Source organism: Streptococcus mitis, assembly GCF_023110375.1.
Classification (GTDB): Bacteria; Bacillota; Bacilli; order Lactobacillales; family Streptococcaceae; genus Streptococcus; species Streptococcus mitis_CI.
In genome coordinates this window covers 170,790-192,292 of sequence record NZ_JALDVV010000002.1, presented here as the reverse complement: position 1 = coordinate 192,292, position 21,503 = coordinate 170,790, and the positions used below count along the sequence as shown (strand labels likewise).

The 21,503-nt window shown below is 43.4% G+C and carries 22 protein-coding genes; 17 read left to right on the top strand and 5 right to left on the bottom strand.

Annotated features, from left to right (window positions below):
• Positions 1 to 49: 49 nt before the first annotated feature.
• Genes gatB through gatC form a run of 3 tightly spaced genes read right to left on the bottom strand, consistent with a single transcriptional unit; the run spans position 50 to position 3,263 of the window.
• Complete coding sequence (gene gatB, locus M1G12_RS03055; RefSeq protein ID WP_060627640.1) at positions 50 to 1,492, bottom strand: Asp-tRNA(Asn)/Glu-tRNA(Gln) amidotransferase subunit GatB; 1,443 nt, start codon at positions 1,490 to 1,492, stop codon at positions 50 to 52.
• Positions 1,492 to 2,958 carry an Asp-tRNA(Asn)/Glu-tRNA(Gln) amidotransferase subunit GatA gene (gatA, locus tag M1G12_RS03050; protein ID WP_247949398.1) on the bottom strand — a complete coding sequence of 489 codons (1,467 nt, stop codon included), beginning with the start codon at positions 2,956 to 2,958 and terminating at the stop codon, positions 1,492 to 1,494. Before gatA ends, gatB begins: the two co-directional genes overlap by 1 nt.
• Entirely contained in the window at positions 2,958 to 3,263 is a 306-nt protein-coding gene (gatC, locus tag M1G12_RS03045; protein ID WP_247949397.1) for an Asp-tRNA(Asn)/Glu-tRNA(Gln) amidotransferase subunit GatC, read from the bottom strand. The genes gatA and gatC overlap by 1 nt, the downstream gene beginning before the upstream one ends.
• Before the next feature lie 293 nt (positions 3,264 to 3,556).
• Between gatC and M1G12_RS03040 the strand changes: the two genes are divergently transcribed.
• Both M1G12_RS03040 and M1G12_RS03035 read left to right on the top strand, forming a co-directional pair.
• The gene (locus M1G12_RS03040) at positions 3,557 to 3,631 is read left to right on the top strand and encodes a hypothetical protein (protein ID WP_229294538.1); all 75 of its coding nucleotides are present in this window, start codon (positions 3,557 to 3,559) and stop codon (positions 3,629 to 3,631) included.
• 298 nt (positions 3,632 to 3,929) lie between these two features.
• Positions 3,930 to 5,474: a peptide chain release factor 3 gene (locus M1G12_RS03035; protein WP_125851457.1), complete on the top strand. Its 1,545-nt coding sequence runs from the start codon at positions 3,930 to 3,932 to the stop codon at positions 5,472 to 5,474.
• 487 nt (positions 5,475 to 5,961) lie between these two features.
• Here M1G12_RS03035 and M1G12_RS03030 read toward each other — a convergent pair whose 3' ends face one another.
• The gene (locus M1G12_RS03030; RefSeq protein ID WP_023946543.1) at positions 5,962 to 6,915 is read right to left on the bottom strand and encodes an aromatic acid exporter family protein; all 954 of its coding nucleotides are present in this window, start codon (positions 6,913 to 6,915) and stop codon (positions 5,962 to 5,964) included.
• A gap of 67 nt (positions 6,916 to 6,982) precedes the next feature.
• Positions 6,983 to 8,188, bottom strand: coding sequence for a serine/threonine transporter SstT (gene sstT, locus M1G12_RS03025; RefSeq protein WP_247949396.1), 1,206 nt, complete (start codon positions 8,186 to 8,188; stop codon positions 6,983 to 6,985).
• A gap of 151 nt (positions 8,189 to 8,339) precedes the next feature.
• Between sstT and M1G12_RS03020 the strand changes: the two genes are divergently transcribed.
• The 15 genes from M1G12_RS03020 to M1G12_RS02950 all read left to right on the top strand — a co-directional run bounded on the left by M1G12_RS03020 (position 8,340) and on the right by M1G12_RS02950 (position 21,498).
• Entirely contained in the window at positions 8,340 to 8,900 is a 561-nt protein-coding gene (locus M1G12_RS03020; protein ID WP_045604804.1) for a mechanosensitive ion channel family protein, read from the top strand.
• A 57-nt stretch (positions 8,901 to 8,957) separates the two neighbouring features.
• Positions 8,958 to 9,863, top strand: a complete 906-nt coding sequence (locus M1G12_RS03015; RefSeq protein ID WP_000242267.1) for a magnesium transporter CorA family protein — start codon at positions 8,958 to 8,960, stop codon at positions 9,861 to 9,863.
• 16 nt (positions 9,864 to 9,879) lie between these two features.
• Entirely contained in the window at positions 9,880 to 10,407 is a 528-nt protein-coding gene (locus M1G12_RS03010) for a YqeG family HAD IIIA-type phosphatase (protein WP_049500248.1), read from the top strand.
• Between the two features lie 2 nt (positions 10,408 to 10,409).
• A complete protein-coding gene (yqeH, locus tag M1G12_RS03005) occupies positions 10,410 to 11,516 on the top strand; it encodes a ribosome biogenesis GTPase YqeH (RefSeq protein WP_020901601.1) in 1,107 nt (368 codons plus the stop codon).
• Between the two features lie 213 nt (positions 11,517 to 11,729).
• Positions 11,730 to 12,041: a ribosome assembly RNA-binding protein YhbY gene (gene yhbY, locus M1G12_RS03000; protein WP_000060169.1), complete on the top strand. Its 312-nt coding sequence runs from the start codon at positions 11,730 to 11,732 to the stop codon at positions 12,039 to 12,041.
• Between the two features lie 51 nt (positions 12,042 to 12,092).
• Positions 12,093 to 12,722 carry a nicotinate-nucleotide adenylyltransferase gene (locus M1G12_RS02995; RefSeq protein ID WP_247949395.1) on the top strand — a complete coding sequence of 210 codons (630 nt, stop codon included), beginning with the start codon at positions 12,093 to 12,095 and terminating at the stop codon, positions 12,720 to 12,722.
• A complete protein-coding gene (gene yqeK / locus M1G12_RS02990) occupies positions 12,722 to 13,315 on the top strand; it encodes a bis(5'-nucleosyl)-tetraphosphatase (symmetrical) YqeK (protein WP_247949394.1) in 594 nt (197 codons plus the stop codon). The genes M1G12_RS02995 and yqeK overlap by 1 nt, the downstream gene beginning before the upstream one ends.
• Positions 13,316 to 13,816 carry a cysteine hydrolase family protein gene (locus M1G12_RS02985; protein WP_004255420.1) on the top strand — a complete coding sequence of 167 codons (501 nt, stop codon included), beginning with the start codon at positions 13,316 to 13,318 and terminating at the stop codon, positions 13,814 to 13,816.
• Between the two features lie 12 nt (positions 13,817 to 13,828).
• A complete protein-coding gene (rsfS, locus tag M1G12_RS02980) occupies positions 13,829 to 14,182 on the top strand; it encodes a ribosome silencing factor (RefSeq protein WP_001003032.1) in 354 nt (117 codons plus the stop codon).
• Positions 14,183 to 14,291: 109 nt separating this feature from the next.
• Positions 14,292 to 15,032: a class I SAM-dependent DNA methyltransferase gene (locus M1G12_RS02975; protein ID WP_031236921.1), complete on the top strand. Its 741-nt coding sequence runs from the start codon at positions 14,292 to 14,294 to the stop codon at positions 15,030 to 15,032.
• A 9-nt stretch (positions 15,033 to 15,041) separates the two neighbouring features.
• On the top strand, positions 15,042 to 16,139 hold the full coding sequence (locus M1G12_RS02970; protein WP_247949393.1) for a nucleotidyltransferase: 1,098 nt from the start codon (positions 15,042 to 15,044) through the stop codon (positions 16,137 to 16,139).
• Between the two features lie 190 nt (positions 16,140 to 16,329).
• Positions 16,330 to 17,943, top strand: coding sequence for a ribonuclease Y (locus M1G12_RS02965; protein ID WP_000404934.1), 1,614 nt, complete (start codon positions 16,330 to 16,332; stop codon positions 17,941 to 17,943).
• A 127-nt stretch (positions 17,944 to 18,070) separates the two neighbouring features.
• On the top strand, positions 18,071 to 18,697 hold the full coding sequence (gene gmk, locus M1G12_RS02960; RefSeq protein WP_000775041.1) for a guanylate kinase: 627 nt from the start codon (positions 18,071 to 18,073) through the stop codon (positions 18,695 to 18,697).
• A 24-nt stretch (positions 18,698 to 18,721) separates the two neighbouring features.
• Positions 18,722 to 19,036 (top strand): DNA-directed RNA polymerase subunit omega, encoded by a 315-nt coding sequence (gene rpoZ / locus M1G12_RS02955; protein WP_000979235.1) that lies wholly within the window; start codon positions 18,722 to 18,724, stop codon positions 19,034 to 19,036.
• A 65-nt stretch (positions 19,037 to 19,101) separates the two neighbouring features.
• A complete protein-coding gene (locus M1G12_RS02950; RefSeq protein WP_247949392.1) occupies positions 19,102 to 21,498 on the top strand; it encodes a primosomal protein N' in 2,397 nt (798 codons plus the stop codon).
• Positions 21,499 to 21,503 lie beyond the last annotated feature (5 nt).

Genomic DNA, 21,503 nt, shown 5'->3' with positions numbered 1-21,503 from the left:
AGAACTGCTAATTTTTTAGCAGTCTGGTGTCAGTTATACTTTAAATGAGTTACTCATTTTTCAACTTTGCCAATTCTTGTGCAAGTAGTTTAAGGGCAACTTGTGGGTTGGCTTGGCCTTTGGTTGCTTTCATAAGGAAGCCTGTAAAGGCCTTATCTGCGTTGCGTTTGCCTGACTTGAAGTCGGCAACTGCGGCTTCGTTATCGGCAAAGACTTGGTGGATAATTGGAATCAAGACAGCTGGATCTGAGATTTGAACCATACCTGCTTTTTCCACGTATTCACGCGCGCCACCGCCATTTTTAGCTAGGTGGACAAAGACTTTCTTGGCAATCTTAGAAGAAATCGTGCCGTCTTCGATGATGGCAATCATTTCAACCAAGTTTTCTGGTGTCAATTCGATTTGTTCTAGTGTCTTGCCTTCAGCATTCAAGAACTGAGCGACCTCACCTTGGAGCCAGTTAGAGACTTGTTTAGCATCGCCACCGAGGGCAACAGCTTTCTCAAAGAAGTCAGAAGTGACTTTATTAGCAGTCAACTGACTAGCATCGTAGTCTGATAAACCAAGGTCAGATACATAACGCGCACGGCGTTCTTTTGGAAACTCTGGCAATTCAGTACGCATTTCCTCAATCCACTCGTCTGAGATTTCAAAGAGAGGTAGGTCTGGTTCTGGGAAGTAGCGGTAGTCTGCAGCCCCTTCCTTGACACGCATGAGAATGGTTGCCTTGTTAGCCTCATCGTAACGGCGTGTTTCTTGGCGGATTTGACCACCTGAGCGTAGGATTTCGGCTTGACGTTGGACTTCGTATTCAAGACCTTTGCGAACGTTTGAGAAGGAGTTGAGGTTTTTCAACTCAGTCTTAGTACCGAATTTTTCTTGACCATAAGGGCGAAGGGAGATATTGGCATCCACACGCATAGAACCTTCTTCCATCTTGACGTCAGAAATACCAGCGTACTGGATAACTTCCTTGAGGGCTGTTAGGTAAGCATAGGCTTCTTCAGGAGAACGCATGTCTGCTTCAGATACAATCTCAATCAAGGGCACCCCTTGGCGGTTGAGGTCGACGTAAGAGTAGCCGTCTGTACCGTGGGTGTTTTTACCAGCATCTTCTTCTAGGTGAGCGCGCTCGATGCCGATTTTCTTAGTCGTACCGTCTTCTAGCTCGACTTCAATCCAGCCGTTATAGCCGATTGGCTCATCAAACTGAGAAATTTGGTAGGCTTTTGGATTATCAGGGTAGAAGTAATTCTTGCGGTCAAAGTGCATCTTTTTGTGGATGTCCATGTTGAGGGCAAGAGCAGCCTTGATACCAGCATCGACAACACCTTTATTGAGAACTGGCAGAACTCCTGGGAAAGACCAGTCAATCACGTTGGTATTGGCATTTTGGTCATTTCCGAAGTGGGCAGAAGTAGGTGAGAAGATTTTTGAATTGGTGTTGAGCTCTACGTGGACTTCAAGTCCAATGACTGTTTCAAAGTTCATTAGTTATCACCTCCAAAAATCACGGGTTGTTGTTTGTGGTAGTCTGTTGTTGCTTCAAAGGCAGCAGCAGCTTGGTAAATGGTTTCTTCTGAGTACTTAGGACCAATCAATTGTAGACCGACAGGTAGACCTTGAGAGAATCCAGCTGGAATCGAAATTCCTGGGAGACCTGCCAGGTTGACTGGGATGGTCAAGAGGTCAGCTAAGTACATGGCAACTGGGTCGTGGTTAAGTGAGTCCAAGTCATAAGCAACACTTGGTGCAGTTGGTCCCAAAATCAAGTCGTAATCCGCGAAGACTTTTTCGAAATCTTGGATGATGAGGGTACGGACCTGACCAGCTTTCTTGTAGTAAGCATCGTAGTAACCTGATGAAAGGCTGAAAGTACCTAGCATGATACGGCGTTTAACCTCTTCACCGAAACCTTGGCTACGGCTGTTTACATAGATTTCATCAAGGTTAGTCGCATCCTCTGCGCGGTAGCCGTAACGGATACCGTCAAAGCGTTGCAAGTTTGATGAAGCTTCAGATGAAGCGATAATGTAGTAAACTGCAACACCGTATTTTGAGTGAGGAAGGCTAACTTCTTCGACGATGGCACCGAGTTTCTCGAAGTGTTTAGCGGCATTCAGAATGGTTTCCTTAACCTCTGGGTCAATTCCTTCACCAAGGTATTCCTTAGGTAAAGCAATTTTCATGCCCTTGATGTCTTGACCGATTTTTGAAGTAAAGTCGGCAATGCGGACAGGAGCAGAAGTAGAGTCTTTGGCATCTTCGCTGGCAATCGCATTGAGCAAGAGGGCGTTTTCCTTAACAGTAGGAGCAAAAGGTCCGATTTGGTCTAATGAGCTACCGAAGGCAATGAGACCGAAACGAGAAACTGTTCCGTAGGTTGGTTTGAGACCAACGATTCCGTTGAAGGCAGCAGGTTGGCGGATAGAACCACCAGTATCAGAACCAAGTGACAAGCGAACTTGTCCTGAGGCTACAGCTGCAGCAGAACCACTTGATGATCCACCAGGGACCTTGCTGTGGTCCCAAGCATTTTTAGTGGCACCGTAGTAAGAAGTCTCACCTGATCCACCCATGGCAAACTCGTCCATGTTGGTTTTCCCTACGACAATCATGCCTTTCGCTTTTGCATTGGCAACGGCTGTCGCATCAAAGATTGGCTCGTAGTTGTAGAGCATTTTTGAGGCTGCAGTTGTAAGAATACCGTCTGTAGAGATATTATCCTTAACTGCAAGTGGAATTCCTGAAAGGACATTATCAGCATCGATTCCAGCTTCATCAATAGCTTTAGCTTGAGCAAGAGCTTGCTCTTCAGCGATGGTAACAAAAGCGTTGATAGCGGTCTCGCGAGACTTGATATCTTCAAGTGTTGCTTGTGTTAATTCAGTTGCTGAAATTTCCTTAGAGACAAGGAGATTGTGCAAGTCTTCAATGGTTTTATTGTTGAAAGTCATTAGGCATCTCCTCCATCGTCTAGGATAGCTGGTACCTTGATATAGTAGTTGTCTTTTTCAGGTACGTTTTTAAACAAGCGATCACGGTCTGTTCCTTCTTCGGCCACATCATCAGGGCGGAGTACAGTCTTGCGGTCAGCCATGGTTGTAGTAGGTGCGACACCAGTTGTGTCAACTTCGCCCAGCAATTCAACCATGTCAACAATCTTAGACAAGGTAGTCGCAAAGGCAGCAGTTTCTTCTTCAGAGAATCTTAATTTTGAAAGATTGGCAACGTGTGTTACCTCTTCTTGCGTAATTTTCATCTTGCATCCTTTCGTGAAATGATGATTTTTAGTCTGTTCTATTTTACCATATTTTCCTATAAATAAGGGAAGGAAAGATGAAAAAAGACAGGTATAGGATGGAGAACGGATTCTGATGATGATTTATTTGAAAAGCGGATTTCAAAGGGGAAAATATATGGTACAATAGTTTAACAGAGAAGTGAAGACGGTGGTTACAAAATCGAAAGGATGGTGATGCTTATGTGCAGAACCTGTAAAATCTTAGTAGAAAGGAGTAACCAGATTTGTCCCCTTTTGAGGCTTTGACACTCATGTTTGTAGCTGGTAACTTTGTTATCACGCTCCTAAGGTTCATCCTTGAATTGGTAAAAGAGACAAAAAAATAGCCGTCCTAACTTTGGCGAGTTAACGAGCTATTTTTTAGTTATGTAATTACAGCCACCGTCTTAAACGGCTCTGTGGGGTGTTGTTGTCGCAACACCTTTTTCTATATTTATTGTAACATTTATTTGAAAAATTGCAAGGGGAATTGTTCTACTTTAGCAGTGTCTGATATAAAATAGAAATTGAAAAAAATGCTAAAATCCGATATAATGGAGTGTTGAAAGGAATGGTAAAATCCAATGTAAAATCATTCTTAGCTATTGAAATAACTAAAAATAGAAAATCAAAGAAAGAGAACTTATGAATATTCAAGAAGAAATTAAGAAACGTCGTACTTTTGCCATCATCTCCCACCCGGACGCAGGGAAAACAACCATCACGGAGCAGTTGCTCTACTTTGGGGGCGAGATTCGTGAAGCTGGTACGGTTAAAGGAAAGAAAACAGGGACTTTTGCCAAGTCTGACTGGATGGATATCGAGAAGCAACGTGGGATTTCGGTGACCTCATCTGTGATGCAGTTTGACTACGATGGTAAGCGCGTGAATATCCTCGACACGCCAGGGCATGAGGACTTCTCAGAAGATACCTATCGTACCTTGATGGCGGTGGATGCTGCGGTCATGGTCGTGGACTCTGCCAAGGGTATTGAGGCTCAAACCAAGAAATTATTTGAGGTTGTCAAACACCGTGGTATTCCAGTCTTTACCTTTATGAACAAGCTAGACCGTGACGGACGTGAGCCACTGGACCTCTTGCAAGAATTGGAAGAAGTATTGGGCATTGCTAGCTACCCGATGAACTGGCCAATTGGGATGGGGAAAGCCTTTGAAGGCTTGTATGATCTCTATAACCAACGCTTGGAGCTCTATAAAGGGGATGAGCGTTTTGCTAGTCTAGAAGATGGGGACAAACTCTTTGGTAGCAATCCTTTCTACGAGCAAGTCAAGGATGATATTGAACTTTTAAATGAAGCTGGTAATGAGTTTTCAGAGGAAGCTATTCTGGATGGAGAATTGACACCAGTCTTCTTCGGTTCAGCTTTGACAAACTTTGGTGTGCAGACCTTCCTTGAGACCTTCCTTAAGTTTGCTCCAGAACCACATGGGCACAAGAAAACAGATGGAGAAATTGTGGATCCTTACGACAAGGACTTCTCAGGATTTGTCTTTAAAATCCAAGCCAACATGGACCCTCGACACCGTGACCGTATTGCCTTTGTACGTATCGTATCGGGTGAATTTGAACGTGGTATGAGTGTCAACTTGCCTCGTACTGGTAAGGGTGCTAAACTGTCTAATGTTACCCAGTTTATGGCGGAAAGTCGTGAGAATGTGACTAATGCCGTGGCAGGAGATATCATCGGGGTTTACGATACAGGTACTTATCAGGTTGGGGATACCTTGACGGTTGGAAAAAACAAATTTGAATTTGAACCACTGCCAACCTTTACACCTGAGATTTTCATGAAAGTTTCTGCCAAGAATGTCATGAAGCAAAAATCCTTCCACAAGGGAATCGAGCAATTGGTGCAAGAAGGAGCCATTCAGCTTTATAAGAATTACCAAACAGGCGAGTATATGCTGGGTGCTGTCGGCCAACTCCAGTTTGAAGTCTTCAAGCATCGTATGGAAGGCGAGTACAATGCGGAAGTAGTCATGAGCCCAATGGGTAAAAAGACCGTTCGCTGGATCAAACCTGAGGACTTGGATGAACGCATGTCCTCAAGCAGAAATATCTTGGCCAAAGACCGTTTCGACCAACCAGTCTTTCTCTTTGAAAATGACTTTGCCCTCCGTTGGTTTGCGGACAAGTATCCAGATGTAGAGTTGGAAGAAAAAATGTAACTCAGTACCAACAATTGGAACTAAAGTTCCTAATTGTTGGACGCTAGTCGCTATTTGGCGAACTAGCTAACTGCCTTACTAACTACGTTTGGCAAATAGAATCGATTTGCCAAACTCCGTGTAGTGGATAATAATACTGCAAAGTTTGCAGTATTTTATCTCAGCATTCTATAAAAAGATGTTGAATATTAAGCCTTATTCGTTCTACTATTAACCTTTATGGTGCTAACTTACAAATAAAAGAAAACTTCAGATAGTCACTTTTTGTGATTGGTCTGAAGTTTTCTTTTTTATACTCAATGAAACTCAAAGAGCAAACTAGGAAGCTAGCCGCAGGCTGCTCAAAATACAGTTTTGAGGTTGTAGATAAGACTGATGAAGTCAGCTCAAAACACTGTTTTGAGGTTGTAGATAAGACTGACGAAGTCAGTAACCATACCTACGGCAAGGTAAAGCTGACGTAGTTTGAAGAGATTTTCGAAGAGTATTACTGTCCATATTTTTGGTAAAAGTCAACTTTTACTTGTATGAAGGTTTTGGCTTCACGTAGGAGTTGAAGAAGGGTGGCGCGGGTTTCAAATTCTTCTCTTGTCTTGGGTAGACTACGGTTCCGGAAGACTTCCAGATAGCGTTCAATTTCATCTAGCAAATCAGAAGCAGGATTGGTCTGGCTCAGTTGAGCTGCAATTTTTGAAAAGAGTTGGGCCAAAATCAGGCTCTCACTGGCAGCTAGGTGACAGGTGTTGATGTGCTGGGCCATGTTTCGCAGGATACGACTTTGTCGCTGTCTCATCTCAAAGTAGTGGATATGGTAATCAGTCTGGTGAAAGAGGTGGTCAGAGTGATCCAAATAGACCAGTCTGAGGGCTTCTTCCAAAAGGGTGTCCAATTCTTCAACTAACTGTGCTCGGTTGCGTCCATCCCCTCTGGATAAATAATATTTGAAGCGCTGGAGAATATCTTTTAACTTTTCTTCTACCAATGTGTGGTAGTGATGAATTTCCTCTTCTCGTGAAGGCATGTAGAGATTAACCAGTAAGGCAAATCCTGTACCGATAGCAAAGAGAAGGAATTCATTGACTAGGAGGTCTGGAGAGGTTGACTCTTGCACCAAGAGATGGCTAACCAAAACGCTACTTGGTGTGATGCCAATTTCCCAGCCCATCTTGTAGGCTAGAGGCACATAGAGGGCTAGATAGAGGCCGAGGCTCCAGATATGAAATCCGCTCAAGTGAAAAGCCAGAACTCCGATAACCAAAGCTAGAAGCATGGAAAAGAGGCGATTTCGGGCCAGTTTTAAGGTACTTCTACGGGTATCGGATAGGCTCAAGAGGGCGATTATTCCAGCCGAGACAGCTGAGGAGAGATTGAGAAAGTAAGCAAGAAGGCAGGCAAGACAGGTAGCTAAGATGAGCTTAGTCGTACGTTGGCTAATAGACATAAGGATTTCCTAGTAAGTTATAATAAAAGCGGAAAAGACAAGACCTGAGCAGGCTTGTCTTTATGAGTTATTTTTTACGGGCTGCTGCGTATTCGGCAACAGCAGTAAAGAGGACATCTGTTGAAGAGTTAAGGGCTGTTTCACATGAGTCTTGGATGACCCCAATCACAAATCCAACCCCAACAACTTGCATGGCAATATCGTTAGAAATACCAAAAAGGCTACAAGCAACTGGGATAAGAAGGAGGGATCCTCCGGCAATACCAGAAGCACCACAGGCTGAGATTGCTGCTACTACACTGAGGACAAAGGCTGTGGCAAAGTCAACAGGGATTCCAAGAGTATTTACTGCAGCAAGGGTTAAAACGTTAATAGTAATCGCTGCCCCTGCCATGTTGATAGTAGAACCAAGTGGGATAGAAACAGAATAGGTATCTGGATCCAGACCGAGGTCGTGGCAAAGTTTCATATTGACAGGGATGTTAGCCGCAGAACTACGAGTGAAGAAGGCTGTAACACCGCTGACACGCAAACATTTCCAAACGAGGGGATAAGGGTTTCTCTTCATAAAGAGGAAGGCAATCAATGGATTGACAACCAGAGCGACAAAGAACATAGTTGTCACCAAGAGGGCAAGCAAGATTCCGTAGTTAGCTAGGCTTCCGATTCCCTTATCAGAGATGGTTTTGAAGACAAGACCAAGGATACCAAATGGAGCTAGATTGATGATCCATTCGACAATCTTAGAAGTCACATCAGCCATAGTTTTCAGCAATTCTTTACTATTTTTGCTGGCTTCTCTCATAGCAATCCCGAAAATCACTGCCCAAGATAGGATACCGATGTAGTTGGCAGTGACAAGGGCATTGACTGGATTATCGACTAGTTTGAGCAAGAGGTTGCTGAGGACCTGACCAATCCCATCTGGTGGTGCGATTTCTGTATTGGCACTATTTAAGGTAATTTCAACAGGAACAATAAAGCTTGCTAGGACAGCAACAAGTGCCGCTGCAAAGGTCCCTACCAAGTAAAGGAAGATAACCGTTTTCATGTTGCTATCTTGCCCCTTTTTATGTTGGGAAAGGGCATTGGCAACGAGGGCAAAGACTAAAATCGGTGCGATGGCTTTGAGGCCACCAACAAAGAGATCTCCGAGCAGGCCAATTCCTGAAATGTTAGGAAGTGTCAGTCCTAGGATACCTCCACAAAGCATACCAATCAAAATGCGTTTGATCAGGCTTGCCTTATTCCAAGCATGAATGATTTTTTTCATAACAATCTCCTTTGTTGTGTAATGTTTATGATTATAGTATAAATATGAGCTAAAATCAAGAATTTTCTGTCTATTTTGGCTATTATTTTTGAATATTTATGGAGATTCATCACTTGTGAAAGTATGGTATAATAAATGAAAGGAGTTTTCTATGCAAGAATTTTTTCAAACCTATCTCAATAAGCTTGATATAACAACGATTATTGAGAATATCTTAACCAAGTTAATTTCTCTGTTATTTCTATTTTTGCTATTCTATATAGCTAAGAAACTACTTCATACCATGGTGCAGAGAATTGTCAAACCTTCTCTAAAAATGTCTCGCCACGATGTCGGGCGTCAGAAAACCATCTCACGTTTATTAGAGAATGTGTTTAATTATACCCTCTATTTCTTTTTACTTTACTGTATCTTGTCTATTTTGGGCTTGCCAGTTTCTAGTTTGCTGGCAGGGGCTGGGATTGCTGGGGTGGCTATTGGGATGGGAGCCCAAGGCTTTCTATCTGATGTCATCAATGGCTTTTTCATCCTCTTTGAACGTCAACTGGATGTGGGAGATGAGGTCGTTTTGACAAATGGTCCTATTACCGTATCGGGCAAGGTTGTCAGTGTCGGCATTCGAACAACGCAACTCAGAGGAGAAGATCAGGTTCTGCACTTCGTTCCCAATCGGAATATCACCGTCGTCAGCAATTTCTCACGCACAGACTAGACCTGTTATTTTAAGTAATTTGTGGTACAATAGAAAGAGTTTAATAAAGGAGAAAAGATGGTTTTAGAAAAGCAGTTGGGCAATGGTTGTACCTGGATAGACCTTGATGTGGATAAGATTAAAAATATGGAAGATCTTTCTGACATCTATGGATTGGACAAGGAAACCATTGAGTATGCTCTGGATAGAAATGAACGAGCTCATATGGATTATAACCGTGAAACGGAGACGGTAACCTTTATTTATAATGTTCTTGATTTAGAAAAAGACAAAGAATATTATGAAGCGATTCCCATGACCTTTATCGTCGAAAGACAACGAATGATTACCATCAGCAACCATAAGAATGCTTATGTCATTGATCAGATGTCAGCTTATCTGGATAGCCATGAGTCGCTTTCTATTTACAAGTTTCTCTTTGCTGGTTTAGAGATTATCAGTAACGCTTATTATCCTGTCATTGAAGAGATGGATAAAAGTAAGGACGAAATTAGTGCCTTGCTACGTCAAACTACAACAAAGAAAAATCTCTTCGCCCTCTCTGACTTGGAGACTGGTATGGTTTACTTGACAGCAGCAGCAAAACAAAATCGACTCCTCTTGGAACATATCCAGGGCCATGCTCTTTATCGGAGATTTAATGATGTCGAACGAGAGCAGTTTGATGATGCCATGATTGAAGCCCATCAGTTGGTGTCTATGACAGACTTGATTTCTCAAGTCTTGCAACAACTCTCAGCTTCTTACAACAACATCCTAAACAATAACTTGAATGATAGTTTGTCAATTTTGACTATTATCTCCGTCTTACTAGCAGTACTTGCGGTTATTACAGGTTTCTTCGGAATGAATGTTCCTCTACCATTTACAGAAGAGCCAAATGCTTGGATTTATATCTTAATGACTAGCTTGATTTTATGGGTGGCCTTATCTCAATGGCTGAAGAAAATTACTAGAAAATAAAAGAAAAGGAGCCAAAATGGTGATTGAAAACTACATGCCAGACTTTGCTGTGGAAGCAGTCTATGATCTGACAGTCCCAAGCCTGCAGGCGCATGGAATCAAGGCTGTTTTGGTCGATTTGGACAATACCCTCATTGCTTGGAACAACCCTGACGGGACGCCAGAGATGAAGCAATGGCTACATGATCTTCGGGACGCGGGCATTCGCATTATTGTGGTATCAAATAACACTAAAAAACGCGTCCAACGAGCAGTTGAGAAGTTTGGGATTGACTACGTTTATTGGGCTCTGAAGCCCTTCACATTTGGGATTGACCGTGCCATGAAGGAATTTCATTATGAGAAAAGTGAAGTGGTCATGGTTGGCGACCAGCTCATGACAGATATACGAGCAGCCCACCGTGCAGGCATTCGCTCGATTTTAGTCAAACCCTTGGTCCAACATGACTCAATCAAAACGCAGATTAATCGAGCTCGTGAGCGCCGTGTGAAGCGAAAAATCACTGAAACGTACGGACCGATTACATATAAAAAAGGAATTTAATTATGGAAGAAATTCTCTGTATTGGTTGTGGAGCAACCATTCAGACGACAGACAAGGCTGGTCTTGGTTTTACCCCCCAGTCGGCACTCGAAAAAGGTTTGGAAACTGGCGAAGTCTATTGCCAACGCTGTTTCCGTCTCCGCCACTACAATGAAATCACGGATGTCCAGTTGACGGACGATGATTTCCTCAAGCTCTTGCACGAGGTGGGAGACAGTGATGCCTTAGTGGTCAATGTCATTGATATCTTTGATTTTAATGGCTCTGTCATCCCAGGCTTACCACGTTTTGTATCGGGTAATGATGTCCTCTTAGTGGGAAATAAAAAAGATATTCTACCCAAGTCTGTTAAACCAGGCAAGATTAGCCAGTGGCTCATGGAACGTGCCCACGAAGAAGGTCTTCGTCCAGTCGATGTCGTCCTAACTTCGGCACAAAATAAACATGCTATTAAGGAAGTCATTGACAAAATCGAACACTACCGTAAGGGCCGTGATGTCTATGTTGTTGGCGTGACAAACGTTGGAAAATCAACCCTCATCAATGCCATCATTCAAGAAATCACGGGTGATCAGAATGTCATCACGACTTCGCGCTTCCCAGGGACAACCTTGGACAAAATTGAGATTCCGCTTGACGACGGTTCTTATATCTACGATACGCCGGGAATTATCCACCGCCACCAGATGGCTCACTACTTGACGGCTAAAAACCTCAAGTATGTCAGCCCTAAAAAGGAAATTAAACCCAAAACCTATCAGCTCAATCCTGAACAAACACTGTTTCTAGGCGGTCTCGGACGCTTTGACTTCATTGCGGGTGAAAAGCAAGGATTCACAGCCTTCTTTGATAATGAACTCAAACTCCACCGAACCAAGCTTGAAGGAGCTAGTGCTTTCTATGACAAGCATGTAGGAACCCTTCTGACACCACCAAATAGCAAGGAAAAAGAAGATTTTCCAAAACTAGTCCAACATGTATTTACCATCAAGGACAAGACAGACCTAGTTATCTCAGGCCTAGGCTGGATTCGCGTAACAGGCACAGCAAAAGTCGCCGTCTGGGCACCAGAAGGCGTCGCAGTCGTCACACGAAAAGCAATTATTTAAAATGAAATCACTGAGCGAACAAAGTGAGCTCATAAAAAGATAGTTATTGCCGTGGTGTGATTGCCAATCGTTAGATTGGTAAGGGGCATAATTGAGACCTAGGCTCAATTGTGAGGTCAGGAAATCCATTTTTCAAAGATGAGATCTTTGAAAAATTAGTTCCGACCGTCCCTCACCACCTAAAATAACTATCAAAAAAACAAGGAAGAAATTATGTCATTAACATCAAAACAACGTGCCTTCCTCAACAGTCAGGCACACACCCTCAAACCCATCATCCAAATCGGTAAAAATGGACTTAACGACCAAATCAAAACCAGCGTTCGTCAGGCACTTGACGCACGCGAATTGATTAAGGTTACTCTTTTGCAAAACACCGATGAAAATATCCACGAAGTAGCTGAAATTTTGGAAGAAGAAATCGGTGTGGATACAGTCCAAAAAATCGGACGAATCTTAATCTTGTTTAAACAATCCAGCAAGAAAGAAAATCGCAAGATTTCTAAGAAAGTCAAAGAAATCTAAGACTGAAACTCCAAACAACTGTTTTTACAGAGAAATAAAGGAGACTAGCCTATGGCAATCGAACTATTGACTCCCTTTACCAAGGTAGAGTTGGAGCCAGAAATCAAGGAGAAAAAACGCAAACAAGTCGGGATTTTAGGGGGGAATTTTAACCCTGTTCACAATGCCCATCTCATTGTTGCGGATCAAGTGCGTCAGCAGTTGGGACTAGATCAAGTTCTGCTTATGCCTGAATACCAACCTCCTCACGTAGATAAAAAAGAAACCATTCCTGAACACCATCGTCTCAAGATGCTTGAGTTGGCGATTGAGGGGATTGAAGGTCTGGACATTGAAACTATTGAGTTGGAGCGCAAGGGCATTTCCTATACCTACGACACTATGAAGATTTTAACAGAGAAGAATCCAGATACGGATTATTACTTTATCATCGGTGCCGATATGGTGGACTATCTGCCTAAGTGGTACCGAATTGATGAGCTGGTCGACATGGTTCAGTTTGTAGGGGTTCAGCGCCCACGCTACAAGGCAGGGACTTCCTATCCCGTTATCTGGGTGGATGTGCCTCTCATGGATATTTCGTCTAGCATGGTGCGGGACTTCCTTGACCAAGGTCGGAAACCCAACTTTCTCTTGCCTCAGCCTGTGCTAGACTACATCGAGAAGGAGGGGCTCTACTGATGCCCTATCAAGACTATATCAACTGCTCTCGTGAGGCTTTGTTGGAAAAAATGGCAGAGCTTCTACCTGAAAAACGTTTAACCCATTGCTTGGGAGTAGAGCGTGCAGCCATAGAACTGGCCCAGCGATTTGGTGTGGATACTGAGAAAGCCGGTCTAGCAGGTCTCCTTCATGACTATGCTAAAAAGTTGTCAGATCAGGAATTTCTGAATTTGATTGACCGTTATCAGCTAGACCCTAACCTCAAAAACTGGGGCAATAATGTCTGGCATGGGATGGTCGGAATTTACAAAATTCAGGAAGATTTGGATTTACATGATTCAGAAATTCTGCGAGCCATTGAAATCCATACAGTTGGGGCGGATCAGATGACAGATCTTGATAAGGTCATCTACGTCGCAGACTATACCGAGCATAATCGAGCCTTTCCTGGAGTAGATGTGGCACGTGAGATTGCAAGTTTATCGCTTAATAAGGCGGTGGCCTACGAAACAGCTCGTACCGTGGAGCATCTAGCTCATCAGGGATTCTCTATCTATCCCCAAACCCTTGAAACCTATAACGCCTTTGTGCACTATTTGAAAGAGGACTAAATGAAGACGGCTTTTATAATCATTGATGTTCAGAATATTTTAGTGGAAACTGGTTTTCAGACAAATAGTCTATTGGAAAAAATTTCTTATTTACAAAACCAGGCTAGAAGCAAGAATATTGAAATTGTCTATGTTCAACATATTGAGAACGCTGAAGCTCAAACATCAGAAGATTGGCAGTTATCTGAGCTTTTAAGTCGAAAACCTAATGAAAAGGTCTTTCAGAAGAAGTATAACAGTATTTTCAAAGAAACTGGTTTAAAAGAATACTTGGATAAACAGGGGATTGAAAAATTAGTTTTATGTGGTATGCAGACAGAATATTGTGTGGATACCTCTGTCAAGGTTGCCTTTGAATATGGCTATCAGCTTATTATTCCAGAAGGAACTTGCACAACGTTTGATGGGAAAGACATTCCAGCAGAAACGATAAATGAATTTTATGAGGGCATTTGGGAGGGGCGCTTTGCAGATGTCCTAGATTACAAGCATATTTTCTAGAAAGAGGACTAAATGAACGAAAAAGAATTACTAGAACTAGTCGTGAAAGCGGCTGATGAGAAACGTGCGGAGGATATTCTCGCACTTGACGTACAAGAATTGACCAGTGTGACAGACTACTTTGTGATCACTAGCTCTATGAATAGCCGTCAGTTGGATACTATCGCTGATAATATCCGTGAAAAAGTAGCGGAAGCAGGATTTAAAGGCAGTCATGTCGAAGGCGACGCAGCTGGAGGTTGGGTCTTGCTGGACCTTGGTGCTGTCGTTGTGCATGTCTTTTCAGAAGAAATGCGTGCCCACTATAACCTAGAAAAACTATGGCATGAGGCGGATTCAGTAGATTTATCTGAAACTCTTGCTTAGAAGACGAACTCAGTTGCAGTCAACTGGGTTTCTTTGCTTATTTTAGAAAAAATGGATAGAAAGGTATAGGGCTAGTAGTGTTTACCATGGAGCTCTTGGTATCATGATTATGGCAACTTATGAAACCTTTGCGGCTGTTTACGATGCTGTGATGGACGATAGTTTATATGACAAATGGACGGATTTTTCTCTGCGTCACTTGCCTAAAAACAAGGAGAGAAAGAAACTCTTGGAGCTGGCTTGTGGGACAGGAATTCAATCTGTGCGCTTCTCTCAGGCTGGTTTTGATGTGACTGGACTTGACTTGAGTGGGGATATGTTGAAGATTGCTGAAAAGAGAGCGGCTTCGGCCAAGCAAAAGATTGATTTTATTGAAGGCAATATGCTGGATTTATCCAAGGCAGGGAAATTCGACTTTGTCACGTGTTATTCGGACTCTATCTGCTACATGCAGGATGAAGTGGAAGTGGGGGATGTTTTCAAAGAAGTTTATAATGCCCTCAATGATGATGGTGTCTTTATCTTTGATGTGCATTCCACCTACCAGACAGATGAAGTTTTTCCAGGCTATTCCTACCATGAAAATGCGGAAGATTTCGCCATGCTCTGGGATACCTACGAGGACGAAGCACCTCACTCCATCGTGCATGAGTTGACCTTTTTTATCAAGGAGGCTGACGGTTCCTTTAGTCGCCACGATGAAGTGCATGAGGAGCGGACTTATGAGGTCCTGACCTATGATATTTTGCTGGAACAGGCTGGTTTCAAGTCCTTCAAACTTTATGCGGACTTTGAGGACAAAGAGCCTACAGAAACTAGCACCCGTTGGTTTTTTGTCGCGCAGAAGTAGGAGATTATCATGACCATCACAGGTATTATCGCGGAGTTTAATCCCTTTCATAATGGGCATAAGTACCTGCTAAATCAGGCTGAGGGACTGAAAATCGTTGCCATGTCAGGGAATTTCATGCAGCGTGGAGAGCCTGCTATCGTGGATAAGTGGACACGAGCCCAGATGGCGCTGGAAAATGGAGCGGATCTGGTAGTGGAATTGCCATTTTTAGTCAGTGTTCAGGCGGCGGATTTCTTCGGCCAAGGGGCTGTGGATATCTTGGCTCGGTTGGGTATTGATAGCCTCGCTTTTGGAACAGAAGAAGTTCTGGATTATCAAAAAATCGCTGACTTATACGCAGAGCAAGGTAGAGAGATGGAGAATTTTGTGGAAAATCTGCCTGATTCTCTCTCCTATCCCCAGAAAACCCAAGCCATGTGGAAGGAATTTGCTGGTCTTGATTTTTCAGGCCATACACCCAATCATGTTCTTGCTTTGGCCTATGCCAAGGCGGTTGCGGGACGAAATATCAAGCTGTATCCGATTCAGCGTCAGGGGGCTGGTTACCATTCTGTGGACCAGGATGTGGACTTCGCCTCGGCGACAGCCCTCCGTCAGCACCAAAGGGACAAAGATTTCTTAGAACGATTTATGCCTTCTGTTGCCCTATTTGAGCAGACCAGTAAAGTGAGCTGGGAAGACTATTTTCCTTTGCTCCGCTATCAAATCTTGTCAAATCCCGACATAACCACCATCTATCAGGTCAATCAAGAAATGGCTGTGCGCATTAAAGAGACCATCAAGACAGTCCAGTCTGTGGAAGACTTGATTGAGGCGGTTGCGACCAAACGTTACACCAAGGCGCGTGTCAGACGCCTTTTGACCTATATCTTGGTGCAGGCTAGAGAAAGTGACTTGCCAGAAGGCATCCATGTTCTTGGCTTTACTGAAAAAGGCAGGCAACATCTCAAGTCTTTGAAAGGGCAGGTCGATCTAGTCAGCCGAATTGGCAAAGAACCTTGGGATGCTATGACCCAAAAGGCAGACCAGATTTACCAACTGGGAAATCCAAGTATAGCAGAGCAGAATTTTGGAAGAGTACCGATTAGAATAGAAATAAACTAAGTCTACTGAAAAGTAGGCTTTTTCTCAAGTCTCTACTAAACTACTATTTCTAAATAACAATTTTATTTTTGTGAATGTGTTCCAATTTCCCCAAAACATATTCTATTTTAGGTTTGTGAAAATCACTTTTTTATGGTAGAATGTAAAAGAATGTATGTCATTCGGAATAACAATAAAATGAGGTAAAAACATGGAAATCATGTCGCTTGCGATTGCTGTTTTTGCCGTCATCATTGGTTTAGTCATTGGATATGTCAGCATCTCAGCCAAGATGAAATCATCTCAGGAAGCTGCAGAGTTGATGCTTTTAAATGCTGAACAAGAAGCAACTAATTTACGTGGACAAGCTGAACGTGAAGCGGATTTACTTGTTAATGAAGCTAAACGTGAAAGCAAGTCTCTTAAAAAAGAAGCACTATTGGAGGCCAAAGAAGAAGCCAGAAAATACCGTGAAGAAGTGGACGCTGAATTCAAATCAGAACGTCAAGAACTCAAACAAATCGAAAGTCGTTTGACAGAGAGAGCTACTAGCCTTGACCGTAAGGACGACAATTTGACGAGTAAAGAACAAACACTTGAACAAAAAGAACAAAGTATTTCTGATAGAGCGAAAAACCTTGATGCGCGTGAAGAGCAATTAGAGGAAGTCGAAAGACAAAAAGAAGCAGAGCTAGAGCGTATTGGTGCCCTGTCTCAGGCAGAAGCACGAGATATTATCTTGGCTCAGACAGAGGAAAACTTGACCAAGGAGATTGCTAGCCGCATTCGTGAAGCTGAGCAAGAGGTCAAGGAACGTTCTGACAAAATGGCCAAGGACATCTTGGTTCAAGCCATGCAACGTATCGCTGGTGAATATGTGGCGGAGTCAACAAACTCAACGGTTCACCTGCCAGACGATACTATGAAGGGACGCATTATTGGTCGTGAAGGTCGTAACATTCGTACCTTTGAAAGTTTGACAGGGGTCGATGTGATTATCGACGATACACCAGAAGTGGTGACCTTATCAGGTTTTGACCCGATTCGTCGTGAAATTGCCCGTATGACTATGGAAATGTTGCTCAAGGATGGTCGTATCCACCCAGCTCGTATCGAAGAGTTGGTTGAGAAAAACCGTCAAGAGATTGACAATAAGATTCGTGAATACGGTGAGGCTGCTGCCTATGAAATTGGGGCACCAAACCTTCATCCAGACTTGATGAAAATCATGGGTCGCTTGCAGTTCCGTACTTCATATGGACAAAATGTCTTACGTCATTCGATTGAGGTTGCTAAGTTAGCTGGTATCATGGCGAGCGAACTTGGTGAAAATGCGGCTCTTGCTCGTCGTGCAGGGTTCCTTCACGATATCGGAAAAGCCATTGACCGTGAGGTTGAAGGTAGCCACGTTGAAATCGGTATGGAATTGGCTCGTAAGTACAAGGAACATCCAGTTGTGGTGAATACAATTGCTAGCCACCACGGTGATGTCGAAGCCGAAAGCGTCATTGCAGTGATTGTTGCTGCAGCAGATGCTTTGAGCGCTGCCCGTCCGGGTGCTCGTAGTGAGTCTCTTGAAAGCTACATCAAACGTCTTCATGATTTGGAAGAAATTGCGAACGGCTTTGAAGGAGTACAGAATAGCTTTGCCCTTCAAGCAGGACGTGAAATCCGCATCATGGTCAATCCAGGACAAATCAAAGACGACAAAGTCACAATCTTGGCTCACAAAGTTCGTGAGAAAATTGAAAACAATCTCGATTACCCTGGAAATATCAAGGTAACCGTGATTCGCGAGCTTCGTGCAGTAGATTATGCTAAATAAATAAGAAAGAGCAGTTGAAAAATTACTGCTTTTTTGTTACACTAGATAGAAAGACTGTAAAGGATAATCTGGCTTTTTGCCATTATTCTAGAAATGTTATTTCACAGACTGACTAAAAGGAGACACAATGGCAGACCGAGGCTTACTAATCGTTTTTTCTGGTCCTTCAGGGGTTGGAAAAGGAACGGTTAGAAGAGAGATTTTTGAGAGTTCTGAAAACCAATTTCAATACTCTGTATCGATGACGACACGCGCACAACGTCCTGGAGAAGTGGACGGTGTTGACTATTTCTTCCGTACTCGTGAAGAGTTTGAAGAGCTGATTCGTCAAGGACAGATGTTGGAATACGCAGAATATGTCGGCAACTACTATGGAACTCCTCTGACCTATGTCAACGAAACCTTGGACAAGGGAATCGATGTTTTCCTTGAAATTGAAGTTCAAGGCGCTCTTCAGGTCAAGAAAAAGGTTCCAGATGCTGTCTTTATCTTCCTGACACCACCAGATTTGGATGAATTGCAAGATCGTTTAGTAGGTCGTGGAACAGACAGTGCAGAAGTGATTGCCCAACGAATCGAGAAAGCCAAGGAAGAAATTGCCCTTATGCGTGAGTATGATTATGCGATTGTCAACGATCAGGTGCCCCTAGCTGCTGAGCGTGTCAAACGTGTTATCGAAGCAGAGCACTTCCGTGTGGATCGTGTCATTGGTCACTATCAGGAGATGTTACCAAAATCTCCAACTACCCGATAAAATTTAGAAAATAGGTACAAGCAAATGATGTTAAAACCCTCTATTGATACCTTGCTCGACAAGGTTCCATCAAAATATTCACTCGTAATCTTGGAAGCAAAACGTGCCCACGAATTAGAAGCAGGTGCGCCAGCAACTCAAGGTTTCAAATCTGAAAAATCAACTCTTCGCGCTTTAGAAGAAATCGAATCAGGAAACGTTACGATTCACCCAGATCCAGAAGGAAAACGTGAAGCAGTGCGTCGCCGTATCGAAGAAGAGAAACGCCGCAAAGAAGAAGAAGAAAAGAAAATCAAAGAGCAAATCGCTAAAGAAAAAGAAGATGGTGAAAAAATTTAAGGTTGGGGGGACTCAATCTTATTTTTTCTATTGCAAGAATGTACTGACAAGGAGGAGGTGAGAGGATGGCTATAGCCAAGATTATTGTAGATGTGCCCTTGATGCAGACGGATCAGCCCTATAGTTACAGGATTCCTGAGGAATTTGAGGGAATGCTGGAAGTTGGGATGAGGGTCCATGTGCCCTTTGGTAAGGGGAATCGCCTGATTCAAGGAATTGTTCTTGGTTTGGAGTCTCAATCAAATGAGGAAGAGATGGAGCAAGATTTAAAAGATATTGCTGAGGTGCTGGATTTTTCTCCTGTTCTCACTCAAGAGCAAATCTGGCTGGCTGAGGAGCTCCGCAAATCTGTATTTTCTTACAAAATCTCTATCCTCAAGGCTATGTTGCCAGGATTTCTGAACTCCAGCTATGACAAGATTCTCTATCCTCTGGAAGGTCTGAGTCAGGAAGACCGAGAGCGTCTGTTTGGTTCAGAGGATTCGCTTGCCTTTTCTTCTCTGGATTTAGGTAAGCAAGCTGAAATGATGCGTTTGACTAGAAAAGGCCTGCTTGGTCTGGAGTATCAAGCAGTCGATCAAAAGAAGGTCAAGACCCAGTCTTGGTATAAGGTAGACCTTGCTCAATTAGAAAGTGTAGAGATTTCTACACGCGCCAAAAAAAAGTTAGAACTGAGAGACTATTTGCTGTCTCATCCTGAGAGTGCTTCCTTGGCTAGTTTGTTAGAGTCCTACTCACGGGAGCAAGTCAACTTCTTTGTGAAACAAGGTGTTGTTACCATAATCCAAAAGGAAGTTCAACGCTCGGCTGCTTATTTTGAAGGCATTGAGGCAAGTCAGCCTTTGGAATTAAATCCTGAGCAAAGACAGGCGCGAGATGCTGTTGTGAGTGCTATTGGCAGTCTTCAGCCTCCCTTCCTCCTTCAAGGGATTACAGGAAGTGGGAAGACAGAAGTTTACTTGCAGATTATCCAAGGAGCCTTGGATAAGGGCAAGACAGCTATTTTGCTGGTGCCTGAGATTTCCTTGACTCCTCAGATGACGGAGCGTTTTATTGCTCGATTTGGTGAGAAAGTGGCCATTCTTCACTCAGGCCTGTCCAATGGTGAAAAGTATGATGAATGGCGCAAGGTGGAACGCGGCGATGCCCAAGTTGTGGTTGGTGCCAGATCGGCCATCTTTGCTCCTCTGAAAAATCTGGGTGTCATGATAATTGATGAGGAGCATGAAGCGACTTATAAGCAGGATAGTAATCCTCGTTACCATGCCAGAGAGGTTGCTATTTTAAGGGCTCAGTACAATCAAGCAGCTCTGGTACTTGGGTCTGCGACACCGAGCTTAGAGAGCCGTGCTCGGGCTGGAAAAGGCGTCTATCAACACTTACGTCTGACCCAACGTGCCAATCCTTTAGCTACGATTCCTGAGGTTCAAGTGATTGATTTTCGGGACTATATTGGACAAAATGAGACGTCAAACTTTACGCCTCCTTTGCTAGAAGCTATTCAGGACCGTCTGGCTAAAAAAGAGCAGGTAGTTCTCATGCTAAACCGCCGTGGTTATTCTAGCTTTGTTATGTGTAGAGAGTGTGGGACTGTGGATACTTGTCCCAACTGTGACATTTCTCTAACCTTGCACATGGATACCAAGACTATGAATTGCCATTATTGCGGTTTCTCCAAGGATATCCCTCAGGTCTGTCCTAACTGTAAGAGTCGCAGCATTCGTTACTATGGGACGGGAACTCAGAAAGCTTACGATGAACTAGCAGAATTCTTCCCTCAAGCCCGCATTCTGCGGATGGATGTAGATACGACGCGCAAGAAAGGAAGTCATCAAGCTCTGCTTGATCAGTTTGGGCGAGGAGAAGCGGATATCTTGCTGGGGACACAGATGATTGCCAAGGGCTTGGATTTTCCCAATGTGACCCTAGTAGGAGTTCTCAATGCAGATACAGCCTTAAATCTGCCTGATTTCCGTTCTTCTGAGAGAACCTTCCAGCTCTTGACTCAGGTAGCAGGCCGGGCAGGTCGTGCTGAAAAAGCTGGTCAGGTTTTGATTCAGTCCTATAATCCGCAGCACTATGCTATTCGATTTGCCAAGGATCAGGATTATGAAGGCTTTTATGCCTATGAAATGGGAATCAGACGTCAACTAGGCTATCCACCTTACTATTTCACCATTGGTATTACCCTTTCTCACAAGAAGGAAGAAGAGGTGGTCAAACGTGCCTATGAAGTTATGAACATTTTGCGGTCAGGCTTGTCAGATACCAGTCACATTCTCGGGCCAACGCCAAAACCGATTGCTCGTACCCACAACCTCTATCATTACCAGATTTTAATTAAATACCGTTTAGAAGATGAGCTAGGAAAGACCCTCAACCAGGTCTTAGCCTTGACTCAAGAAAGGGAAAATAGTGAGCTTCGTCTCAGCATTGACCATGAGCCACAGCAATTTTTATAAAAAGG